We start from the raw sequence: 15,930 nt of genomic DNA on the forward strand, positions 1-15,930 counted from the left end.
CCTATTTGTTTTTTCAATAGTGGCTCCGAAAGCGTGAAAACTGACAGCATTTTCTATCAACTCTTTCAAAATTTTCCCAGCATCTTCTTTGAATTGATTGGGCAACCAGAATCAACTGGCAACACCTATCAATTCACCTCAGTTGAAGTCAAACAAACCGCCTTTCGCCTCGATGGTTTATTTCTACCCTTTGACGATTCTGCTGACCAACCCATTTATTTTGTAGAAGTACAATTTCAACGCGACGAAAGATTTTATCAGCGCTTTTTTGGAGAAATCTTCCTTTACCTATCTCAATACGAACGAGCTAACGATTGGAGAGGAGTGGTAATTTTTAGAAGCAAAAGCCTAGATCCAGGTGTGAAGCCCCAGTATCGAGAATTACTGACAAGCCCGCGAATTCGACGGATATATTTAGATGAATTAGGAGAAGCGGCAGATCGATCTCTTGGCGTGGGCGTGGTGAAATTAGTTGTAGAGACTAAAAAGAAAGCCGCTGACTTGGCAAGGCAGTTACTTAATAAAGCCAGCCAAGAAATTGCTGATGAAGGGGTCAGGCGGCAACTTATAGAGTTGATTGAGACAATAGTCTTGTACAAGTTTCCACAAATGACTCGCCAGGAGATGGAAGCAATGTTTGGATTCAGTGAGTTAAAGCAAACTAGAGTTTATCAAGACGCCGTCGAGGAGGGTAAACTGGAAGCAAAATTAGAAGCAGTGTCTCGATTATTGACATTAGGGTTAACTGTGGAACAGGTCGCAGAGGCTTTGGGATTGACAATTGAGCAAGCCAAACAAGCCGCAGAAGCAAAGACTTCCGATTAGGCATTTAGTCAGTATTGCTGGGATGGGAATTCATTGCCCAAATCATTGCAAAGGGAATGCCCAAGCCCAGCCTACTGGAGAAAGGAGTATTTACCGAGCGACTTTGAACCATTGGGTGACGCCTTCTGCGATCGCTGCCGCCATCTTCTGCTGCGCTTGCGGATTGACCACCCATTCAAATTCTTCTGGATTGCTCATAAAACCTAATTCCAGCAATACAGAGGGTGCAGAGGCAGGACGCGCGAGGGCTAAGTTATCCCAAAAAACGCCGTAGGAAGGACGCCCCGCCTGAGTCACGATGTAGTTATGCAGAAACATCGCTAAGCTGTGGGCTTGGGGATGATACCAAAAAGTCCCAAAACCCTGCGTATTCTGGGCATCTCCTTCATCGGGGAGGGAATTGTAGTGAATTGAAAGCGAAATTGCCGGTTTCACTGCGTCAATGATTGCTACCCGTTCTGGCAACGACACCGCCTTATCAACCTCCCGCGTCAGGTACACTGTGGCACCCCGTGCAATCAGCTGAGTGGCGATCAGCTTTGACATGGTGAGCGTCACCTCTTTTTCGGGATAGCCGGTTGGCCCTCCTGCGCCACTGTCTTCACCGCCATGTCCGGGATCGAGAACAATTTTGATTCCAGATAAAGGCTTGTTGGAAGACTGAGAACGGAGAGGGGAGGGACCAGAGGTGAGACGAGGGGGATGGCGCAGAGATAAAATCAGGCTCGTGCCTTCATATCTCACCGTATAACCCCATTGCTGGGCGGATTTGAGATTAAACGTATATTGGACGGTTTCTGGGGCGACCTGTTGCCAATCCAGGCGGGAAATGACGGGATCGGGGTCGAGGCGAATGATGTCCGTTTGCGCCGTCGTGTTATACAGCGTTAATGTCAGCGTGCGATCGCCCTGCTGCACAACGAGCGGTACCGGCACTTGTAAGGGAAAAATGACTTCTGTAGCACCGGCAATCTTCCGAGCGCGAATACTGCGAATCAGCGATCGCGGTGGCACCGAACCTTTGACAATTTGAACTTCTTTACTGTTAATCCAGCCGCCATAGTCCAAGCGCACCCATTCCCCGTCTCGACCTGTAATTGTAGCTCGCGTAGTTTTCGGCAGCGGTGTCAGGCGAGAATAATCTGTACTTGGCCCGGTTCGGGCGACCCCGGCATCAACAATCACCTCAGCCACGTCTAGCTGTGCTGGAGAGAGAATCTGAATCTTCGCCGGTCCCTCCTGACTCACAATCTGCCCATTTTTTTCTACTTTGAACTGGGGACGACCCAAATCAGCCGCCGCCGCCGCTGCTGCACAACCCAGGTAGTGTCCTGCCCCAGCGACAGCATAAGGTTGATTTTGTGCAGTTAAGGCAGCGGAATTCGCTGGTAGCTGTACAACCTGCTGCTGGTTAGTTAGCGGAATCGTTTGATTCGCCAAATTGACGGAAACATTGGCGTCAGCAGGAGCAACTGCGCCGAAACACAGCAACTCACCCGGCAGTCTGGCGAGATCCTGCGATGGAGTCAGGGAATCTTTGGCAAATGCCAACCCCTTTGGTGGCTCAGGGTGGGCGGCAGCCCGCGTAACTTTAAGTTTGACGGCTTGACCTTGATAGCTCACCGTAAAGAGGTTCTCTCCCGGCTTTAACGGAAAACTGGGAGCAAAATGCCCCTGTTTGCTCCGCGCGATCGCCTTCCCATTCACCAACACTTTTCCTGGCGGTGGAGCTGTGCCAATTAAGAAAATTCGGTCAGCTGTGGTTTTATGGCTAGCAGGAGGATAGGAAACGTAAAGAGATTGTTTTGCCGATACTGGTGCTGCCATAACCACCCCTAATACAGCCAATCCCAGGATGTTTCTCATGTTAAATCCTAAGTTCCTTACATCAATTAGAGGATAAAATTAGTAAAAAAGTTTCTTTAATCTTGTAAAAGTTTTGTGGGGAGTCCATCGATACTCTTTTGATTCTTTTCGCACCAATAGTCAAAGATTCCTTGTTTCCCTTTTTTTTCACCCCATTCTCTGATAGTTTTTCTTTCTTCTTTCAGTTCATAAATGGGCACGCCATATCCGCATGAAGTTTGTACTGATTTTATCTCAAGTACCACGATCTGACGTTCTCCTAAGATTGGCGTAAACAAGGAATAAAATTTGTCCCAGGCTTCATGTCTTGGAAAAATTACTTTTCCCTGACCGTATAAACGAAGAATCAAAGGCTTTTCAGAAAAGCTGCAAAACATGATTGTCATCCGCCCATTTCCTGGTTCATGTAAATGAGCGGAGGTCTCGTTGCCACTCCCAGTTAAATCAAGGTAAGCCACTGTATTATTATCAATACAGCGGAAAGTATCTACTCCTTTAGGCGACAAATTAATCCGACCTTCTTTCGGTGCAGTCGCGGTAAAGAAGATTTTCTGCTCCTGAATAAAGTCTCGGAGATTCTGATTTAATTCATCGTAAACTTTAGCCATGTCTAGTGTCTTAGCCCACCGATTATCCAGTTAATAGTATTTTAATTATCAAGCAATTTACAGAGGTCGAAGCATTACCAGGTATCAATAGTTTAGAATCTAATTGGCAGGAAAACGAGTGGGATTGATGACATTGAAAGGAACGAAGCTATCGATTTCGTCTAACTTCCGGTAAAGGCAAAGTGCTAATACCAGAATGCTAGCAGCGAAGTCGGGAGGTACTCAGTCAAAGCCAAAAATAGTGTCACTCAGGGGTTAAACCGTACCAAAAGCGCGATCGCCCAAGCGTGGGAATTGTCCGTCGTCAGTCCTTTGAGGGGTTTGAAGGCCTATAAGCGATCGCAAAGCAACTGTTAGCCTTGTTATCGTTCCTATAGGATAGGTGATAAGGCAGCCAACAAAGCCACTCTGCCAAGGTTTTACAAACCAGCGATCACCGATCGCAGACTGCAAACAACAAGCAACGAACAACTCGTTAAGACTGTGGCACAATTAACGGGGTGGGTTGCCGACATGGCTCTTCTTTTAAGCATTTTATGACTAAGTTTGTCTTTGTCACCGGCGGCGTGGTTTCCAGTATCGGCAAGGGAATTGTAGCAGCAAGTTTAGGACGCTTGCTGAAGTCGCGTGACTATTCGGTTTCTATCCTGAAATTAGATCCGTATATTAACGTCGATCCGGGGACGATGAGTCCTTTTCAGCACGGAGAAGTGTTCGTAACGGCAGATGGTGCCGAGACGGATTTGGACTTGGGGCACTACGAACGCTTCACCGATACGTCCATGTCTCGGCTCAATAGCGTCACAACTGGCTCGATTTACCAAGCGGTACTCAATAAAGAACGTCGTGGCGATTATATGGGGGGCACCGTGCAGGTAATTCCCCATATTACGAATGAAATCAAAGATCGCATCCAGCGAGTTGCCAAAAATACCAACCCGGATGTGGTGATTACGGAAATTGGCGGCACGGTGGGCGATATTGAATCCCTGCCATTTTTGGAAGCAATTCGTCAGTTCCGCAAAGATGTGGGGCGTCATAACGTGCTGTATATGCACGTAACCCTGATGCCGTGGATTCCCTCAGCAGGGGAGATGAAAACCAAGCCGACGCAGCATTCGGTGAAGGAATTACGGTCGATCGGGATTCAACCGGATATTTTAGTTTGTAGATGCGATCGCCCTCTACACCCAGGACTCAAAGAAAAAATCTCAGAGTTCTGCGATGTTCCCGTCGAGTGCGTGATTACAGCCCAAGATGCCAAAAGTATCTACGAAGTGCCGCTGATTTTAGAACGGGAAGGACTAGCACAGCAAACCCTAGAATTGCTGCAACTAGAGCAACGCCAACCCAACTTGAGCCAGTGGAAAATCTTAGTAGATCGCCTATATCATCCAACTCACCGGATAGAGATTGCCATCGTTGGTAAATATGTAAGGTTAACAGATGCCTATCTCTCAGTGTTGGAAGCTTTGCGCCATGCAGCGATCGCAATGAATTGTGACCTTAACCTCCGTTGGGTTAGCTCGGAAAGCATCGAATCGGGCAGTGCCGAAACTTACCTGGCTGGTGTGAACGGCATTGTAGTACCTGGAGGTTTCGGCGTTCGGGGTGTCGATGGCAAAATTGCGGCGATTGAATACGCCCGTAAAAACCAGATCCCCTTCCTCGGTTTGTGTCTGGGGATGCAATGTTCGGTGATTGAATGGGCGCGACACGTCGCAGGATTAGAAGATGCCAATAGTGCTGAATTTGCCCCGAATGGATCGAATCCGGTGATCAACCTGTTGCCGGAACAGCAAGATGTGGTGGATTTAGGCGGCACGATGCGCTTGGGGCTATATGCTTGTCGTTTAGCGCCCAATACTCTAGCCTTCCGGCTCTATCAAGAAGAAGTGGTTTACGAACGGCATCGGCATCGGTATGAGTTTAATAATGCTTATCGCAACCTGTTTTTAGAAACCGGCTATGCGATCAGCGGTACCTCGCCGGATGGGCGATTAGTGGAAATTATTGAACTACCTAACCATCCTTTCTTTATTGCCACCCAATTCCACCCGGAATTTAGCTCTCGACCCAGCAATCCCCACCCGATGTTCCAGGGATTGATTCAAGCGGCACTAGCCCAGCTTGACCCCGGACTCGCTCGTTCTGACTCCTCACAGCCTACCCAAGAAGATGCGACGCTCCAAGCAGCTGAGGTATCTTAACAGTTGCTGGCAATTACAGCAGGACGGAAAGCGATCGCTTCACGTCCTGCTTTCCACCAACCACTTGCGCGGGGGAGCGTTGTCAGTGCCAGAACTCACCTTAATGTGAGGAGGTCATGTGGCGTATTGGATTAAAGTGAGTTATGAGCGAAATGAATATGTAATCGATCTTGACCGCATCAGTGCCTTCGCTTGCACCCCGAACGGTAAGGTAACTTTTTGGTTGCCTGATAGTGCCATCCCAATTATTATCAACCGTCAAAGTAACCCGGATGGCTATCAGCAAGTAATGGACTATATTCAACAAGTTAGCTTCCATTCACTGGCAGCATCTTGGATCAAAGTTAGTTATGAACGGAATGAATATGTAGTCGATCTCAACCGTATCAGTAGCTTTTCCTATTCTTCTAACGGTAGGCTCACGTTCTGGTTGCCGAATAGTGCTATTCCCATCATTATCAACAAGCAGAATGACCCGGATTGCTATCAGAAAATTTTGGAATATATCAAACAGAAAACCGGGCACTCATTTTAACCAGTAGGGAGAACGACAAGTGCTGAGACTAACACTCCTCAATCCTCAACCCTCAGTCCCCAGCCCTCAACCCTCAACTTTCAGTCTTCAAAATTTGCCAAGCCAATTTTGCCGCCCCAACCATTCCAGCTTGGTTGCCTAACTCAGCTTTTAATAGGTGCAAACCCTCACGGGAACTCTTCAGCACCCGCCGCTCAATTTCTGCAAGTGCAGCCGGAAAGAAAAATTCTGCACTTGCACTAACGCCGCCGCCAATGACAATCGCTTCCGGCGTTAAAACATAAATGAGACTCGATAATCCAACACCGAGATCGCGTCCGTAGCTTTGCCAAAATTCTAATACTTGCGGGTCGCCTGCCCTTGCCAACTTGCCCAGTTCCTCTGGTTCTAACCCCGTGCGGCGGCGAATGGCGGCTACTGAGGCATATTGCTCTAAAGAGCCTTGATTGCCGCTATTACAGGGCGGACCCTCTGGATTTAAGGTAATTAATCCTAGCTCAGCGGCGGCACCTTGATGACCCACAAACAGGTTCCCATCGAGGATAATCGCACCCCCCACACCTGTACCAAGTGTTAGCAGAATCAAATTCCGGTAATGGCGTCCAGCTCCTAACCAAGCTTCTCCCATCCCAGCACAGTTAGCATCATTGGCGAGAACTGTGGGTAAACCTGTTTTGGCTTCTAACCAATCTGCGAGGGGTACATCATGCCAGCCTGCCAGGTTAATCGCGACTCTAGCAATTCGACCGGATGCATCGGCGGGACCAGGGGTACCGATACCGAGCGCGATCGCGTGTCTTGCTGGATCGAGCTGCGCGATCGCTTCTATCATCGCATCCAAAACCGCTGTCGGTGTTGCCGGTTGCGGTGTCGCCACACTCAACGACTCCAAGCAAGTCCCATCCTCGCGGAACCTCCCCAGCTTAATTGCCGTTCCTCCCAGATCAATGCCAATTACTTCCCGATTCACCACAACCGTTCTTCTAATTTCCAAAAACTAATACCACTTATCTATATTCATGCCATTTGTCACTTTTCCCAACCTTTAGAGCTGATTTATAAAGTCCCAATTCCTTCTGTAGGGGCATTGCATTGCAATGCCCCTACAGAAGGTGAAGTTCGTCAGTTATTTAATCCACGACCCTTAATATCAGTCTGAAATTTTAAAGGAATTCCAGAACTTTTGAAATTCTTGCTTAGCCTGCTGATAACTTACCGCTTTCTGGTCTAATACTGATTTTACAATTTCTTTGTCTTCATACTGCTTTTTCGCCAATTCAAACTCCAGCTTTTTCATCTGATAATCTTGCTTTTTAATTGTCCCTTCAACGGAAGCAACCCAGTTAGTAAAGCCCAAGTTTTGAACTTCCCAATCAGTATTCCCTACCTCAGAGATAGCTTTTTCTCCCAAAGCAGATTTACTTTTTTCCGTCAAAGTGTGAAAACTATTCAACGCCCCCTTAATTTGTGGAAGAACGCGCATTGAATTTTTTACAGAAAACCTTTCATTCAGGGTATAACTAACAGTTTCATCGGGATAAACAGGTTTAAGCTGCAAATCCGCTACTTGGGCCGTGTTGGGACTGGCTTGCACCTTCAAGCCTGTAACAGGTGCCGCCCTAAGTATCCCAGCGATCGCAATAGATAACATAAAACCACCTGTAGCGGCAGCAATTAAAGAAATATTGTCTTTCATATCTCAGCAGCAGTGCTTATTGGTAATGGATCGTTGGTAATGGGTCATTGTATAAAAAGGTTTCGATTACCCATTACCGATAAAATATTTGACTCTATTCAGGGGATTTTTGGTTCCAATTTTCTCTCCGCAACCGGGGATTCACAAACTCGCTTAATCCTTCTCCCACCAGAGACAACCCTACCACCATCAGCGTCATCGCTAAGCCTGGGAAAAGCGCTGTCCACCAAATGCCAGTAGGCAGAGCATCCAGCGCCTGACGGAGATCGTAGCCCCATTCTGGAACCTGATCGGCAAGCCCTAACCCTAGAAAACCCAAACTGCCCAAAATCAAAATTGCATCGGCAGCATTCAGAGTAAATAATACAGGCACGCTCTGAATCACATTGAGAAACAGGTAGCGAGAGAGAACCCTCCAAGTGTCTGCCCCCATTGCTTGAGCAGCTTCGATGAACAGTTCTGTTTTAACACTAACCGTATGGTTGCGGACGACTCGATAATATTGGGGAATGTATGAAATGCTGAGCGCGATCGCGGCATTTAAGACCCCTCGTCCCACCACAAACGCCAGCGTCACCGACAGCAACAGCCCCGGCAACGTATAAATTGTATCCATCAAAAATAGCAGCACCCGATCCAACCTACCACCCAAATAACCGCTGACTAAACCCAACGGCACCCCGATGACAAGGCTCAACACGGTTGCTAAGATAACCACTTGCAGCGCCGCTTGGCTCCCAAATAGGGTGCGAGAGAAAACATCGTACCCTTGGCGACTGGTACCAAACCAATGACGCCACGAGGGCGGCTCATGAATCGGGTTAGCCAAGGACTCCAAAGGATTTTGCACCCATCCCCAAGCCTGAAATGCGGGAGTGAGGAAGGCTATCAACACGAACATCAAGGTGATAACAATTCCCACCCGCATCATCTGCATGGAGAGACTGGGACGCCCAGATAAACGTAAAAGTCGAGGTAAGGGAAGTTTTGTCGGGGTCATCAATATATCCTGGCGATGATAAATCGCGGCTACGCCAACCCCCCTTCAGAAGAAGGGAACAGAAAGCGAAGTCCGGATGCTACGCGGACTTCATTTTAAACCCTTGTCTAGCGGGTTTTGTTGGTATAGCTGCGAATTCTATGCGCCTGATTCCTAAAACCCTTGCTAGACATATTGCTCAATCATTTGGCGGAACTGGCTCTTTTGCTTAACGCCCTTCATCTCACCCACTAATTCTTTGTTTTTGAAGAACTGCACTGTAGGCGTTCCGGTAACACCAGCATTCTCGGCAATGTCTCTATCTTCCGCAATGTCAATTTCTACAAAGTGGATTTTGCCATCGAACTCATCCACCACCTTATTTAAGATCGGCTTTAGCGTATGGCAAGGCCCGCAATTGGGCGAGACATATTTGACCATCAGCAGGCGATCGCTATCATGAAATAGCTTCCGCAACGCATAGCTACCCTCATGCCTCGTCGCCTGCGGGTTAAACGCCGCTTCTGGATTCAGCTCAGCTATCTTATCACCAGGCTCATCTGCCGGTGTATCTGGCTCTTCAGACGTATGTATCTGCTGACGATACTCCTGGAGCAAACCATTAACAGATAGCCATCGTTCCGCCAACATTGCTGCCATACACCCAGTACCCGCCGCAGTAATCGCCTGACGATATTCACGATCCTGGACATCCCCCGCAGCAAAGACACCTTCTACACTCGTCTCCACCGAACCAGGCTTCGTCACGATGTAACCAACTTCATCCAATTCCATCTGCCCCTTAAATAGGGAGGTGTTGGGCTGATGACCAACCGCGTAGAACAATCCTTTAACAGGGAGAACACTCTCTTCACCCGTTTGAGTATGTTTGAGCTTAATCCCGGTCATCCGACCATCTTCACCGACAACATCCACAGGCTGAGAATTCCAGTGAAGCGTAATCCTAGGGTTATTCAGCACCCGATCCTGCATTGCTTTACTTGCCCGCATCTTGTCGCCGCGAATCAGCATGTGAACGCGATCGCCATACTTAGTCAAGTAAACTGATTCCTCAGCCGCTGAGTCACCCCCGCCAACCACAGCCAGTTCCGCACCGTGGAAGATCGGTGTCGCACCATCACAAATCGCGCAAGCCGAGATCCCCCGGCTCCAAAATTCATGCTCGCTGGGCAGCCCTAACCTCTTCGCCGTCGCCCCCGTAGCAATTACAATACTATGAGTTCTAACTTCCCGTTCCTCAGAGCGGACAATAAAAGGACGCTGACTCAAATCCACCGAAATCACATCCTCGGTAACTAACTCAGCCCCCCATCTCTCAGCCTGAGCCTTCATCCGATCCATCAATTCTGGTCCGGTAATCCCTTCTGGAAACCCCGGAAAGTTCTCCACTTCCGTCGTGGTCATCAGCTGCCCACCAGGTAGCCCCCCAGATTGAAAGCCTTCAAACACAAAGGGTTTCAGATTCGCCCGCGCCGCATAGATAGCAGCGGTATATCCCGCAGGGCCAGAACCAATAATCACCAAGTTCTCTACTGTTGGGTTGGTCATGGTAATTATACAAACTCATAACGACTACGCTTAGTCTAGTATAGCGGTTTGGGAGGATGGGGAGGCGATGAGCGTAAGAAACTTTCGCTAGCTGTATATTTTTGCCCATAAATGGGAACCCTTGAAGGGGGAGTGCTGGCATTAACTATATTTTGACCCGCTTCCCAAATGTTTAAAATTCCAGTATCAGGAAGTATTCCGCATGAACGACCAAGCATCAGAGTTACTAGAAAGAATTCGTCAGCAATTTGACTTTGGACCCTATCCCAGAATTCCAATAGATAAATCTCCTAAGGATAATCCTAACTATCTTTTTATTCATAATTTAGTAACACCTTACTACTTAAGAAATCAAAAAATTATAGATACTAAAGAAAAATTAATTTTAGATGCAGGTTGTGGTACTGGCTACAAAACCTTAATATTAGCAGAAGCAAATCCAGGCGCAAAAATAGTTGGCATAGACATATCAGAAGAGTCAATCAAATTAGCACAACAACGCCTAACATATCATGGTTTTGAAAATACAGAGTTTCACATTCTCTCTCTCTATGACTTACCAAAACTACGTTTAAAATTTGACTATATTAATTGTGATGAGCTTCTTTATTTGTTCCCAGATATATCTGTTGGCTTAGCCGCCCTGAAATCTATACTAAAGCCAAAAGGTATTATTCGCAGTAATTTGCATAGTTCCTTGCAAAGATTTACCCATTATCGTACCCAAGAAGTTTTCAAGATGATGGGGCTAATGGATAGTAACCCAGAGGAGATGGAAATAGAAATTGCTGTAGAAACCATGAAGGCTTTAAAAGACGGTGTTGACATAAAAGCTAAAACTTGGAATCCCAGCTATGAAAAAGAAGATGGCAAAGAGGGGGTGTTGATGAACTATCTGTTCCAAGGTGATAAAGGTTACACGATTCCTGATTTGTTCGCTGCTCTGAGAGCAGCAGACCTAGAATTTATCAGCATGGTGAACTGGCGACACTGGGATGTCACTGACTTATTTAATGAGCCAGAAAATTTGCCAGCTTTTTGGGGGATGAGTTTACCAGAAGTTTCTACAGAGGAACGGCTGCATCTTTTTGAACTTATGCACCCAGTTCATCGGTTGTTGGATTTTTGGTGCGGTCATTCGAGTCACGCAGACTCGTTCACGCCAGTTGAACAGTGGGAATTATCGGATTGGCAAGCCGCTAAGGTACATCTACATCCTCAACTAAGGACTTCTCAGGTCAAGGAAGACCTTCTAAAGTGCCTTGTGGAGCAGAAAGCTTTTGAAATTAGCGGTTATGTCACCCACCCAGCTATGGCTCCTGTCCAGATAGACAGTAGTATACTAATTTGCTTGCTACCCCTGTGGGAAGAGCCAAAGCCTGTTAAATTTCTGACGGAACGCTGGCTTAAGGTAAAACCGCTGAACCCTGTAACCTTGGAACCTGTGACCTTCATGGAAGCCCTCAACGAAGTGAAAGAACTTCTCAGCAAGCTAGATTTCTTTCGCTATGTACTTTTAGAACTATCTGCGTAAGAGCTTTGGAAACGGTAACCAAAATTTTTTGCGGAGGATGATATGAAATTGATCGGATGTGGGTAAGTTACATCTAGGAGTACAAGTCAAGCATCCCCCACCCCAAGGAGAAACGCTCATGAAGACCGAACTGAAAGCCAAATTTCTGCAACACCTCAACCAGAAAAAGCAGGACGAAGGTTTCACCCTGATTGAACTACTCGTCGTTATCATCATTATCGGTATTCTGGCTGCCATTGCTCTGCCGTCCTTCCTTAGCCAAGCCAACAAGGGCAAGCAGTCTGAAGCCAAGACTTACGTCGGTTCCCTGAATAAAGCTCAGCAGGCAAACTTCACGGAAAAAAGCGTTTTCATCGGTGGTGGTTCGGCAGCTATCCCGGCTTCGGGCATTGGCATCAAAACCCAAACTGTCAACTATATATACGGTGCATCTACCGCTGGTGCAGGCACTGGTTCATACGCGTCAAGCTATTCTAGTATACCTTCCAACATTACTGCACCTCTGAAAAACTATACTGGCTATGTATCCCTGATTCTGGCTGGTACTGGCACTGCTGCTGGTGCTGGTGAGTACACAAGCGTTGCCGTTTTGTGTGAGAGCAAAACAGCTGGCGGTTTTGGTACAACTCCCCTCGTTGGTACTGGTACTGCTGCTGGTGCCGGATGCAATACTAACCAAGTTCAAGTTGGTGGTACACAGTAATTACTATCCAACAAATACCTGCATGACGGAAACAGTAGGTTGAACTTGACAAAATAAGTGGGTGGTATAGATTTACCCACCCACTTATTTTTTAAGAATTCGGACTTAAAATAAACATACGTTAGTTAATACTAAAATTTAAAATTTTATGACTTCTTCACAAGTTGTGACAACTGCTACGGATTGGCAAAAACAAGCAAATCAATACCTACTTCAAGGATTTTATAGCAAAGCAGCAGACCTTTACGAGACAGCAATTTCAGTTGAACCTGAAGTAAAGGCTTATTACTGGCTTTTGGGATTAATGCTTCTGTTGCAGGGGCAGGAAGCTGAGGCTCAGACAACTTGGATGCTGGGAATTGCAGAGGGAGAACTAGAAGAAATAGAGCTGTGGACAGCGGAATTGGTTCAAGTTCTGCTAACAGAAGCAGAGCGACGAGAAGTTATTGAAGATTATCAAATTGCCTGGGCTATCCGCCAACATATCCGGGAAATTGCTCCAACAGATGCTAACAATATCTTACATATTATTTTACTTTCTATTCAACTGGAAAACTTTACAGGTAAAGATATAACAGAATCAGGAATCATTGAGTTGTTGCAGGAAAAAAAAGGCAATGTAGAGTTTAATTTATTGCAACAAGTTTTAGTAAGCCTTATGACTTATGCCTATGCTGACCCGGCAGTTCTCGCATTTACTGAGGCTTGCATAAACTATGGTAATGAGCCTCAAACAATAATTGATATTGTGATACTTACTTGTATAAAAATTGCTTACTCTGGAAACCAACCTAAAATAGCATCGCGCTATGCTGAATTGTGTCTAGATAGATGTAATAACCTTCCTCAGATTCAGTCGCAGCTAACAGTTTTTTATCAAAACTGTTATGAATACGATAAAGGTATAGAAACAGCAAAGCACTGCTATGAGTCATCTACATCTTTACTAGAAAAGGTTTACAGCAATTACCTAATAATTAGAGCATTGATGTCTGCATCGGGGTATTGGGAAGAATCGTGTTTGACATTTGCATTACATAAAGAACTGCTGCTTTCACTTATAAAAGAATGGCCACTAAATATAAACGTAGACTATTTACCATCTCTTTTGGTCACACCATTTTTTGCCCCATACTTCAAAGATGACCTTCCTAATAATCGCTTGATTCAAAATAAGATTGCTCAGATTTGCTATGAAAATCATCAAAAATCAATAAAAGAAGCAGCAAGAGTAGAAGAAAATCAAAAGGTGCCTTCTACTCAAATATTAACTAAAAAGAAAAAAGTTCTCAAAATTGGCTATGTTTCTCAATGCCTAAGAAGACACTCGGTAGGCTGGATATCTCGCTGGCTATTTAAGCATCACGATCGGGAACGGTTCCAAATTCACACTTATCTGGTAGGCTATTTATCGATTGATGATTTTACTCAAAATTGGTTTGTTGGTAACAGCGATCGTGCTTACCGTGCTGATGTTCTCGGCTTAGAAATTCTTAAGCAAATGGAGGAGGATGAACTTGATATTCTAGTCGATCTCGATAGTATTACATCTGGGCATACGTGTCAAATTTTTAACAGAAAGCTTGCTCCAATTCAAGTAAGTTGGTTAGGATGGGATGCTTCAGGGTTACCATCCATTGACTACTTTATTGCAGATCCTTATGTTCTGCCTGATTATGCTCAGGAACACTATACAGAAACTATTTGGCGGCTGCCCAATACCTATGTCGCAGTTGATGGGTTTGAAGTAGCTGCGCCTACTCTGCGGCGCGATCAGCTAGATATTCCCAATGATGCTGTTGTGTACTTTGTTGCACAGAAGGGGTATAAACGGAACCCCGATAATGTACGACTACAGATGAGGATTCTCAAAGAAGTACCGAATAGCTATTTTCTGATCAAAGGCCCATCTGATGAAAAATCTTCACGAACTTTTTTTGAAAAGATTGCTGTAGAGGAGGGTGTGAATTGCGCTCGCCTGAAATTTATGCCAATTGACATTTCAGAAGAAGTTCATCGAGCTAACCTGGGTGTTGCTGATGTGGTACTGGATACTTATCCCTACAACGGAGCTACAACTACTCTAGAAACACTCTGGATGGGTATTCCTTTGGTAACGCGAGTGGGTGAGCAATTTTCTGCACGTAACAGCTACGGCATGATGATAAATGCAGGTATAACAGAAGGTATCGCTTGGACGGATGAAGAATATGTAGAATGGGGAGTTCGTTTAGGGAAAGATGCAGTTTTGCGGCAACAAGTTGCTTGGAAACTGAAACAATCGCGGCAAACAGCTCCTTTGTGGAATGCTAAGCAGTTCACCCGCGAAATGGAAAAGGCTTACGAGCAGATGTGGGAAAAGTATACTCAAGGCAATCGTACTTAAGCAAGCAAACCTTGAACATCGCCACTAACGCGATCGCGAATTTTTTCCACAATAGGCAAGGAACCTAATCCTTGCTGTATCAGCCCAGGAAATTGAGCCAAACTCTCAATGATATTGTTAGCAAAATTATAATTTGCATCAGTTCCATATTGCAGAGTCAAATACTCCAATAGTTCCAGAGCATAATCTGGAAAATTCATTATATCGGCCATGCAAGCTAACTTAAAAATTTGCTTTGGTGTTTTTAAAGGGATACTGATATCCTCTCTAATCAAATCTCGGAAGTAAAACGCATCTGCCCAAAGTAATTGTCCAGCACGAACTCTTGAATGAATAGGTGATCGCGCACGAGTACGATAAGAAGTAGCTAAGTCAAATAATGTAAAGCCTTTTTTTCGGAGATAAGTGTCTACATCCGCAAACAAAGGCTGTTTATCGTATAAATGAGAAAATTCAACTTCAACTTGAACAGCCAGAGTACTGCGTTTTAATATCTCAGAAGCTCCTTCCAAAACTTGCAGATCCGCACCCTGAACATCAACCTGAAGAAAATCAATCTCTTGGATTCCCTCTGTTTGACAAAAAGCATCTAAAGTTGTGGTTTCAATTTCTAGAGTAAAATCTAAATTTACTAACTCTGGAAGTCCGCCAAACCTAGCTAAGTATGGTTCATTGGGTGGATATAAGGAACTACACATGGGATGTTTGGTTACATAGAGTGTAGACTCTCCTACAGAATTTCCCAGTGCTAAGGGAATGTGTTTTTCTGTCCAATTTATTTGTCTAGCTTCAAGCTCAGCGTTCGCTTCATCACAAGCATCTACATCTGCATCGAATCCGTATATAGTGAGCCGAGGTGCAAAGATATCCCAGCCAAGGCTGGTGTAGTCATCGTGACTTCCTAATTTACGAGAACCAACATTACATATAGTTAGGTGGAGCTGATTCAAGTGACCGCTTTTCTTTAAACTGGAAAGAAAAACTGACATTTTATATTCCTCGCTTTTGAGTGTTTAATA

At 45.6% G+C, this 15,930-nt stretch carries 14 protein-coding genes; 7 read left to right on the forward strand and 7 right to left on the reverse strand.

All coding sequences use genetic code 11. The features are described from left to right. Positions 1-33: 33 nt before the first annotated feature. Positions 34-825 (forward strand): Rpn family recombination-promoting nuclease/putative transposase, encoded by a 792-nt coding sequence (locus tag NC997_RS12615; protein WP_190527772.1) that lies wholly within the window; start codon positions 34-36, stop codon positions 823-825. Between the two features lie 90 nt (positions 826-915). On the opposite strand, the gene NC997_RS12620 is transcribed toward NC997_RS12615, so the two are convergent. Together NC997_RS12620 and NC997_RS12625 are read right to left on the reverse strand one after the other, a co-directional pair. After that, positions 916-2,691, reverse strand: a complete 1,776-nt coding sequence (locus tag NC997_RS12620; protein ID WP_190527774.1) for an N-acetylmuramoyl-L-alanine amidase — start codon at positions 2,689-2,691, stop codon at positions 916-918. A gap of 56 nt (positions 2,692-2,747) precedes the next feature. Beyond that, positions 2,748-3,299 carry a pyridoxamine 5'-phosphate oxidase family protein gene (locus tag NC997_RS12625; protein ID WP_190426697.1) on the reverse strand — a complete coding sequence of 184 codons (552 nt, stop codon included), beginning with the start codon at positions 3,297-3,299 and terminating at the stop codon, positions 2,748-2,750. A gap of 536 nt (positions 3,300-3,835) precedes the next feature. Here NC997_RS12625 and NC997_RS12630 point away from each other — a divergent pair. Genes NC997_RS12630 through NC997_RS12640 form a run of 3 tightly spaced genes read left to right on the forward strand, consistent with a single transcriptional unit; the run spans position 3,836 to position 6,044 of the window. Continuing rightward, positions 3,836-5,509: a CTP synthase gene (locus NC997_RS12630; protein WP_190412838.1), complete on the forward strand. Its 1,674-nt coding sequence runs from the start codon at positions 3,836-3,838 to the stop codon at positions 5,507-5,509. Beyond that, entirely contained in the window at positions 5,478-5,618 is a 141-nt protein-coding gene (locus tag NC997_RS12635) for a hypothetical protein (protein ID WP_190986634.1), read from the forward strand. The genes NC997_RS12630 and NC997_RS12635 overlap by 32 nt, the downstream gene beginning before the upstream one ends. A gap of 9 nt (positions 5,619-5,627) precedes the next feature. After that, on the forward strand, positions 5,628-6,044 hold the full coding sequence (locus NC997_RS12640; protein ID WP_190412837.1) for a hypothetical protein: 417 nt from the start codon (positions 5,628-5,630) through the stop codon (positions 6,042-6,044). A gap of 73 nt (positions 6,045-6,117) precedes the next feature. On the opposite strand, the gene NC997_RS12645 is transcribed toward NC997_RS12640, so the two are convergent. The 4 genes from NC997_RS12645 to trxB form a co-directional block, all read right to left on the reverse strand. Then, positions 6,118-7,017 carry an ROK family protein gene (locus NC997_RS12645; protein WP_190527969.1) on the reverse strand — a complete coding sequence of 300 codons (900 nt, stop codon included), beginning with the start codon at positions 7,015-7,017 and terminating at the stop codon, positions 6,118-6,120. Between the two features lie 177 nt (positions 7,018-7,194). Further along, positions 7,195-7,740 carry a hypothetical protein gene (locus NC997_RS12650; protein WP_190527776.1) on the reverse strand — a complete coding sequence of 182 codons (546 nt, stop codon included), beginning with the start codon at positions 7,738-7,740 and terminating at the stop codon, positions 7,195-7,197. A gap of 94 nt (positions 7,741-7,834) precedes the next feature. Then, complete coding sequence (locus NC997_RS12655; protein ID WP_190426687.1) at positions 7,835-8,740, reverse strand: ABC transporter permease; 906 nt, start codon at positions 8,738-8,740, stop codon at positions 7,835-7,837. Between the two features lie 165 nt (positions 8,741-8,905). After that, positions 8,906-10,288 carry a thioredoxin-disulfide reductase gene (gene trxB, locus NC997_RS12660; protein ID WP_190527777.1) on the reverse strand — a complete coding sequence of 461 codons (1,383 nt, stop codon included), beginning with the start codon at positions 10,286-10,288 and terminating at the stop codon, positions 8,906-8,908. Between the two features lie 202 nt (positions 10,289-10,490). On the opposite strand from trxB, the gene NC997_RS12665 reads away from it, so the two are divergent. From NC997_RS12665 to NC997_RS12675, 3 genes are all read left to right on the forward strand, one after another. Continuing rightward, positions 10,491-11,822: a class I SAM-dependent methyltransferase gene (locus NC997_RS12665; protein ID WP_190527779.1), complete on the forward strand. Its 1,332-nt coding sequence runs from the start codon at positions 10,491-10,493 to the stop codon at positions 11,820-11,822. A 118-nt stretch (positions 11,823-11,940) separates the two neighbouring features. Next, positions 11,941-12,525: a type IV pilin-like G/H family protein gene (locus NC997_RS12670; RefSeq protein ID WP_190527781.1), complete on the forward strand. Its 585-nt coding sequence runs from the start codon at positions 11,941-11,943 to the stop codon at positions 12,523-12,525. Between the two features lie 148 nt (positions 12,526-12,673). Further along, positions 12,674-14,911, forward strand: a complete 2,238-nt coding sequence (locus tag NC997_RS12675) for an O-linked N-acetylglucosamine transferase, SPINDLY family protein (RefSeq protein WP_190527783.1) — start codon at positions 12,674-12,676, stop codon at positions 14,909-14,911. On the opposite strand, the gene NC997_RS12680 is transcribed toward NC997_RS12675, so the two are convergent. Continuing rightward, positions 14,908-15,900 carry an FkbM family methyltransferase gene (locus NC997_RS12680; protein ID WP_190527786.1) on the reverse strand — a complete coding sequence of 331 codons (993 nt, stop codon included), beginning with the start codon at positions 15,898-15,900 and terminating at the stop codon, positions 14,908-14,910. The genes NC997_RS12675 and NC997_RS12680 overlap by 4 nt on opposite strands. Positions 15,901-15,930: the final 30 nt, after the last annotated feature.

The organism is Trichocoleus sp. DQ-A2 (assembly GCF_039961915.1).
Taxonomy (GTDB): Bacteria; Cyanobacteriota; Cyanobacteriia; order Cyanobacteriales; family FACHB-T130; genus FACHB-T130.

What these genes read in the sequence shown, in the direction of transcription:
- NC997_RS12620 (WP_190527774.1), bottom strand. Translation starts at nt 2,691, where the DNA reads ATGAGAAACATCCTGGGATTGGCTGTATTAGGGGTGGTTATGGCAGCA.
- NC997_RS12625 (WP_190426697.1), bottom strand. Translation starts at nt 3,299, where the DNA reads ATGGCTAAAGTTTACGATGAATTAAATCAGAATCTCCGAGACTTTATT.
- NC997_RS12630 (WP_190412838.1), top strand. Translation starts at nt 3,836, where the DNA reads ATGACTAAGTTTGTCTTTGTCACCGGCGGCGTGGTTTCCAGTATCGGC.
- NC997_RS12635 (WP_190986634.1), top strand. Translation starts at nt 5,478, where the DNA reads ATGCGACGCTCCAAGCAGCTGAGGTATCTTAACAGTTGCTGGCAATTA.
- NC997_RS12650 (WP_190527776.1), bottom strand. Translation starts at nt 7,740, where the DNA reads ATGAAAGACAATATTTCTTTAATTGCTGCCGCTACAGGTGGTTTTATG.
- NC997_RS12655 (WP_190426687.1), bottom strand. Translation starts at nt 8,740, where the DNA reads ATGACCCCGACAAAACTTCCCTTACCTCGACTTTTACGTTTATCTGGG.
- trxB (WP_190527777.1), bottom strand. Translation starts at nt 10,288, where the DNA reads ATGACCAACCCAACAGTAGAGAACTTGGTGATTATTGGTTCTGGCCCT.
- NC997_RS12665 (WP_190527779.1), top strand. Translation starts at nt 10,491, where the DNA reads ATGAACGACCAAGCATCAGAGTTACTAGAAAGAATTCGTCAGCAATTT.
- NC997_RS12670 (WP_190527781.1), top strand. Translation starts at nt 11,941, where the DNA reads ATGAAGACCGAACTGAAAGCCAAATTTCTGCAACACCTCAACCAGAAA.
- NC997_RS12675 (WP_190527783.1), top strand. Translation starts at nt 12,674, where the DNA reads ATGACTTCTTCACAAGTTGTGACAACTGCTACGGATTGGCAAAAACAA.
- NC997_RS12680 (WP_190527786.1), bottom strand. Translation starts at nt 15,900, where the DNA reads ATGTCAGTTTTTCTTTCCAGTTTAAAGAAAAGCGGTCACTTGAATCAG.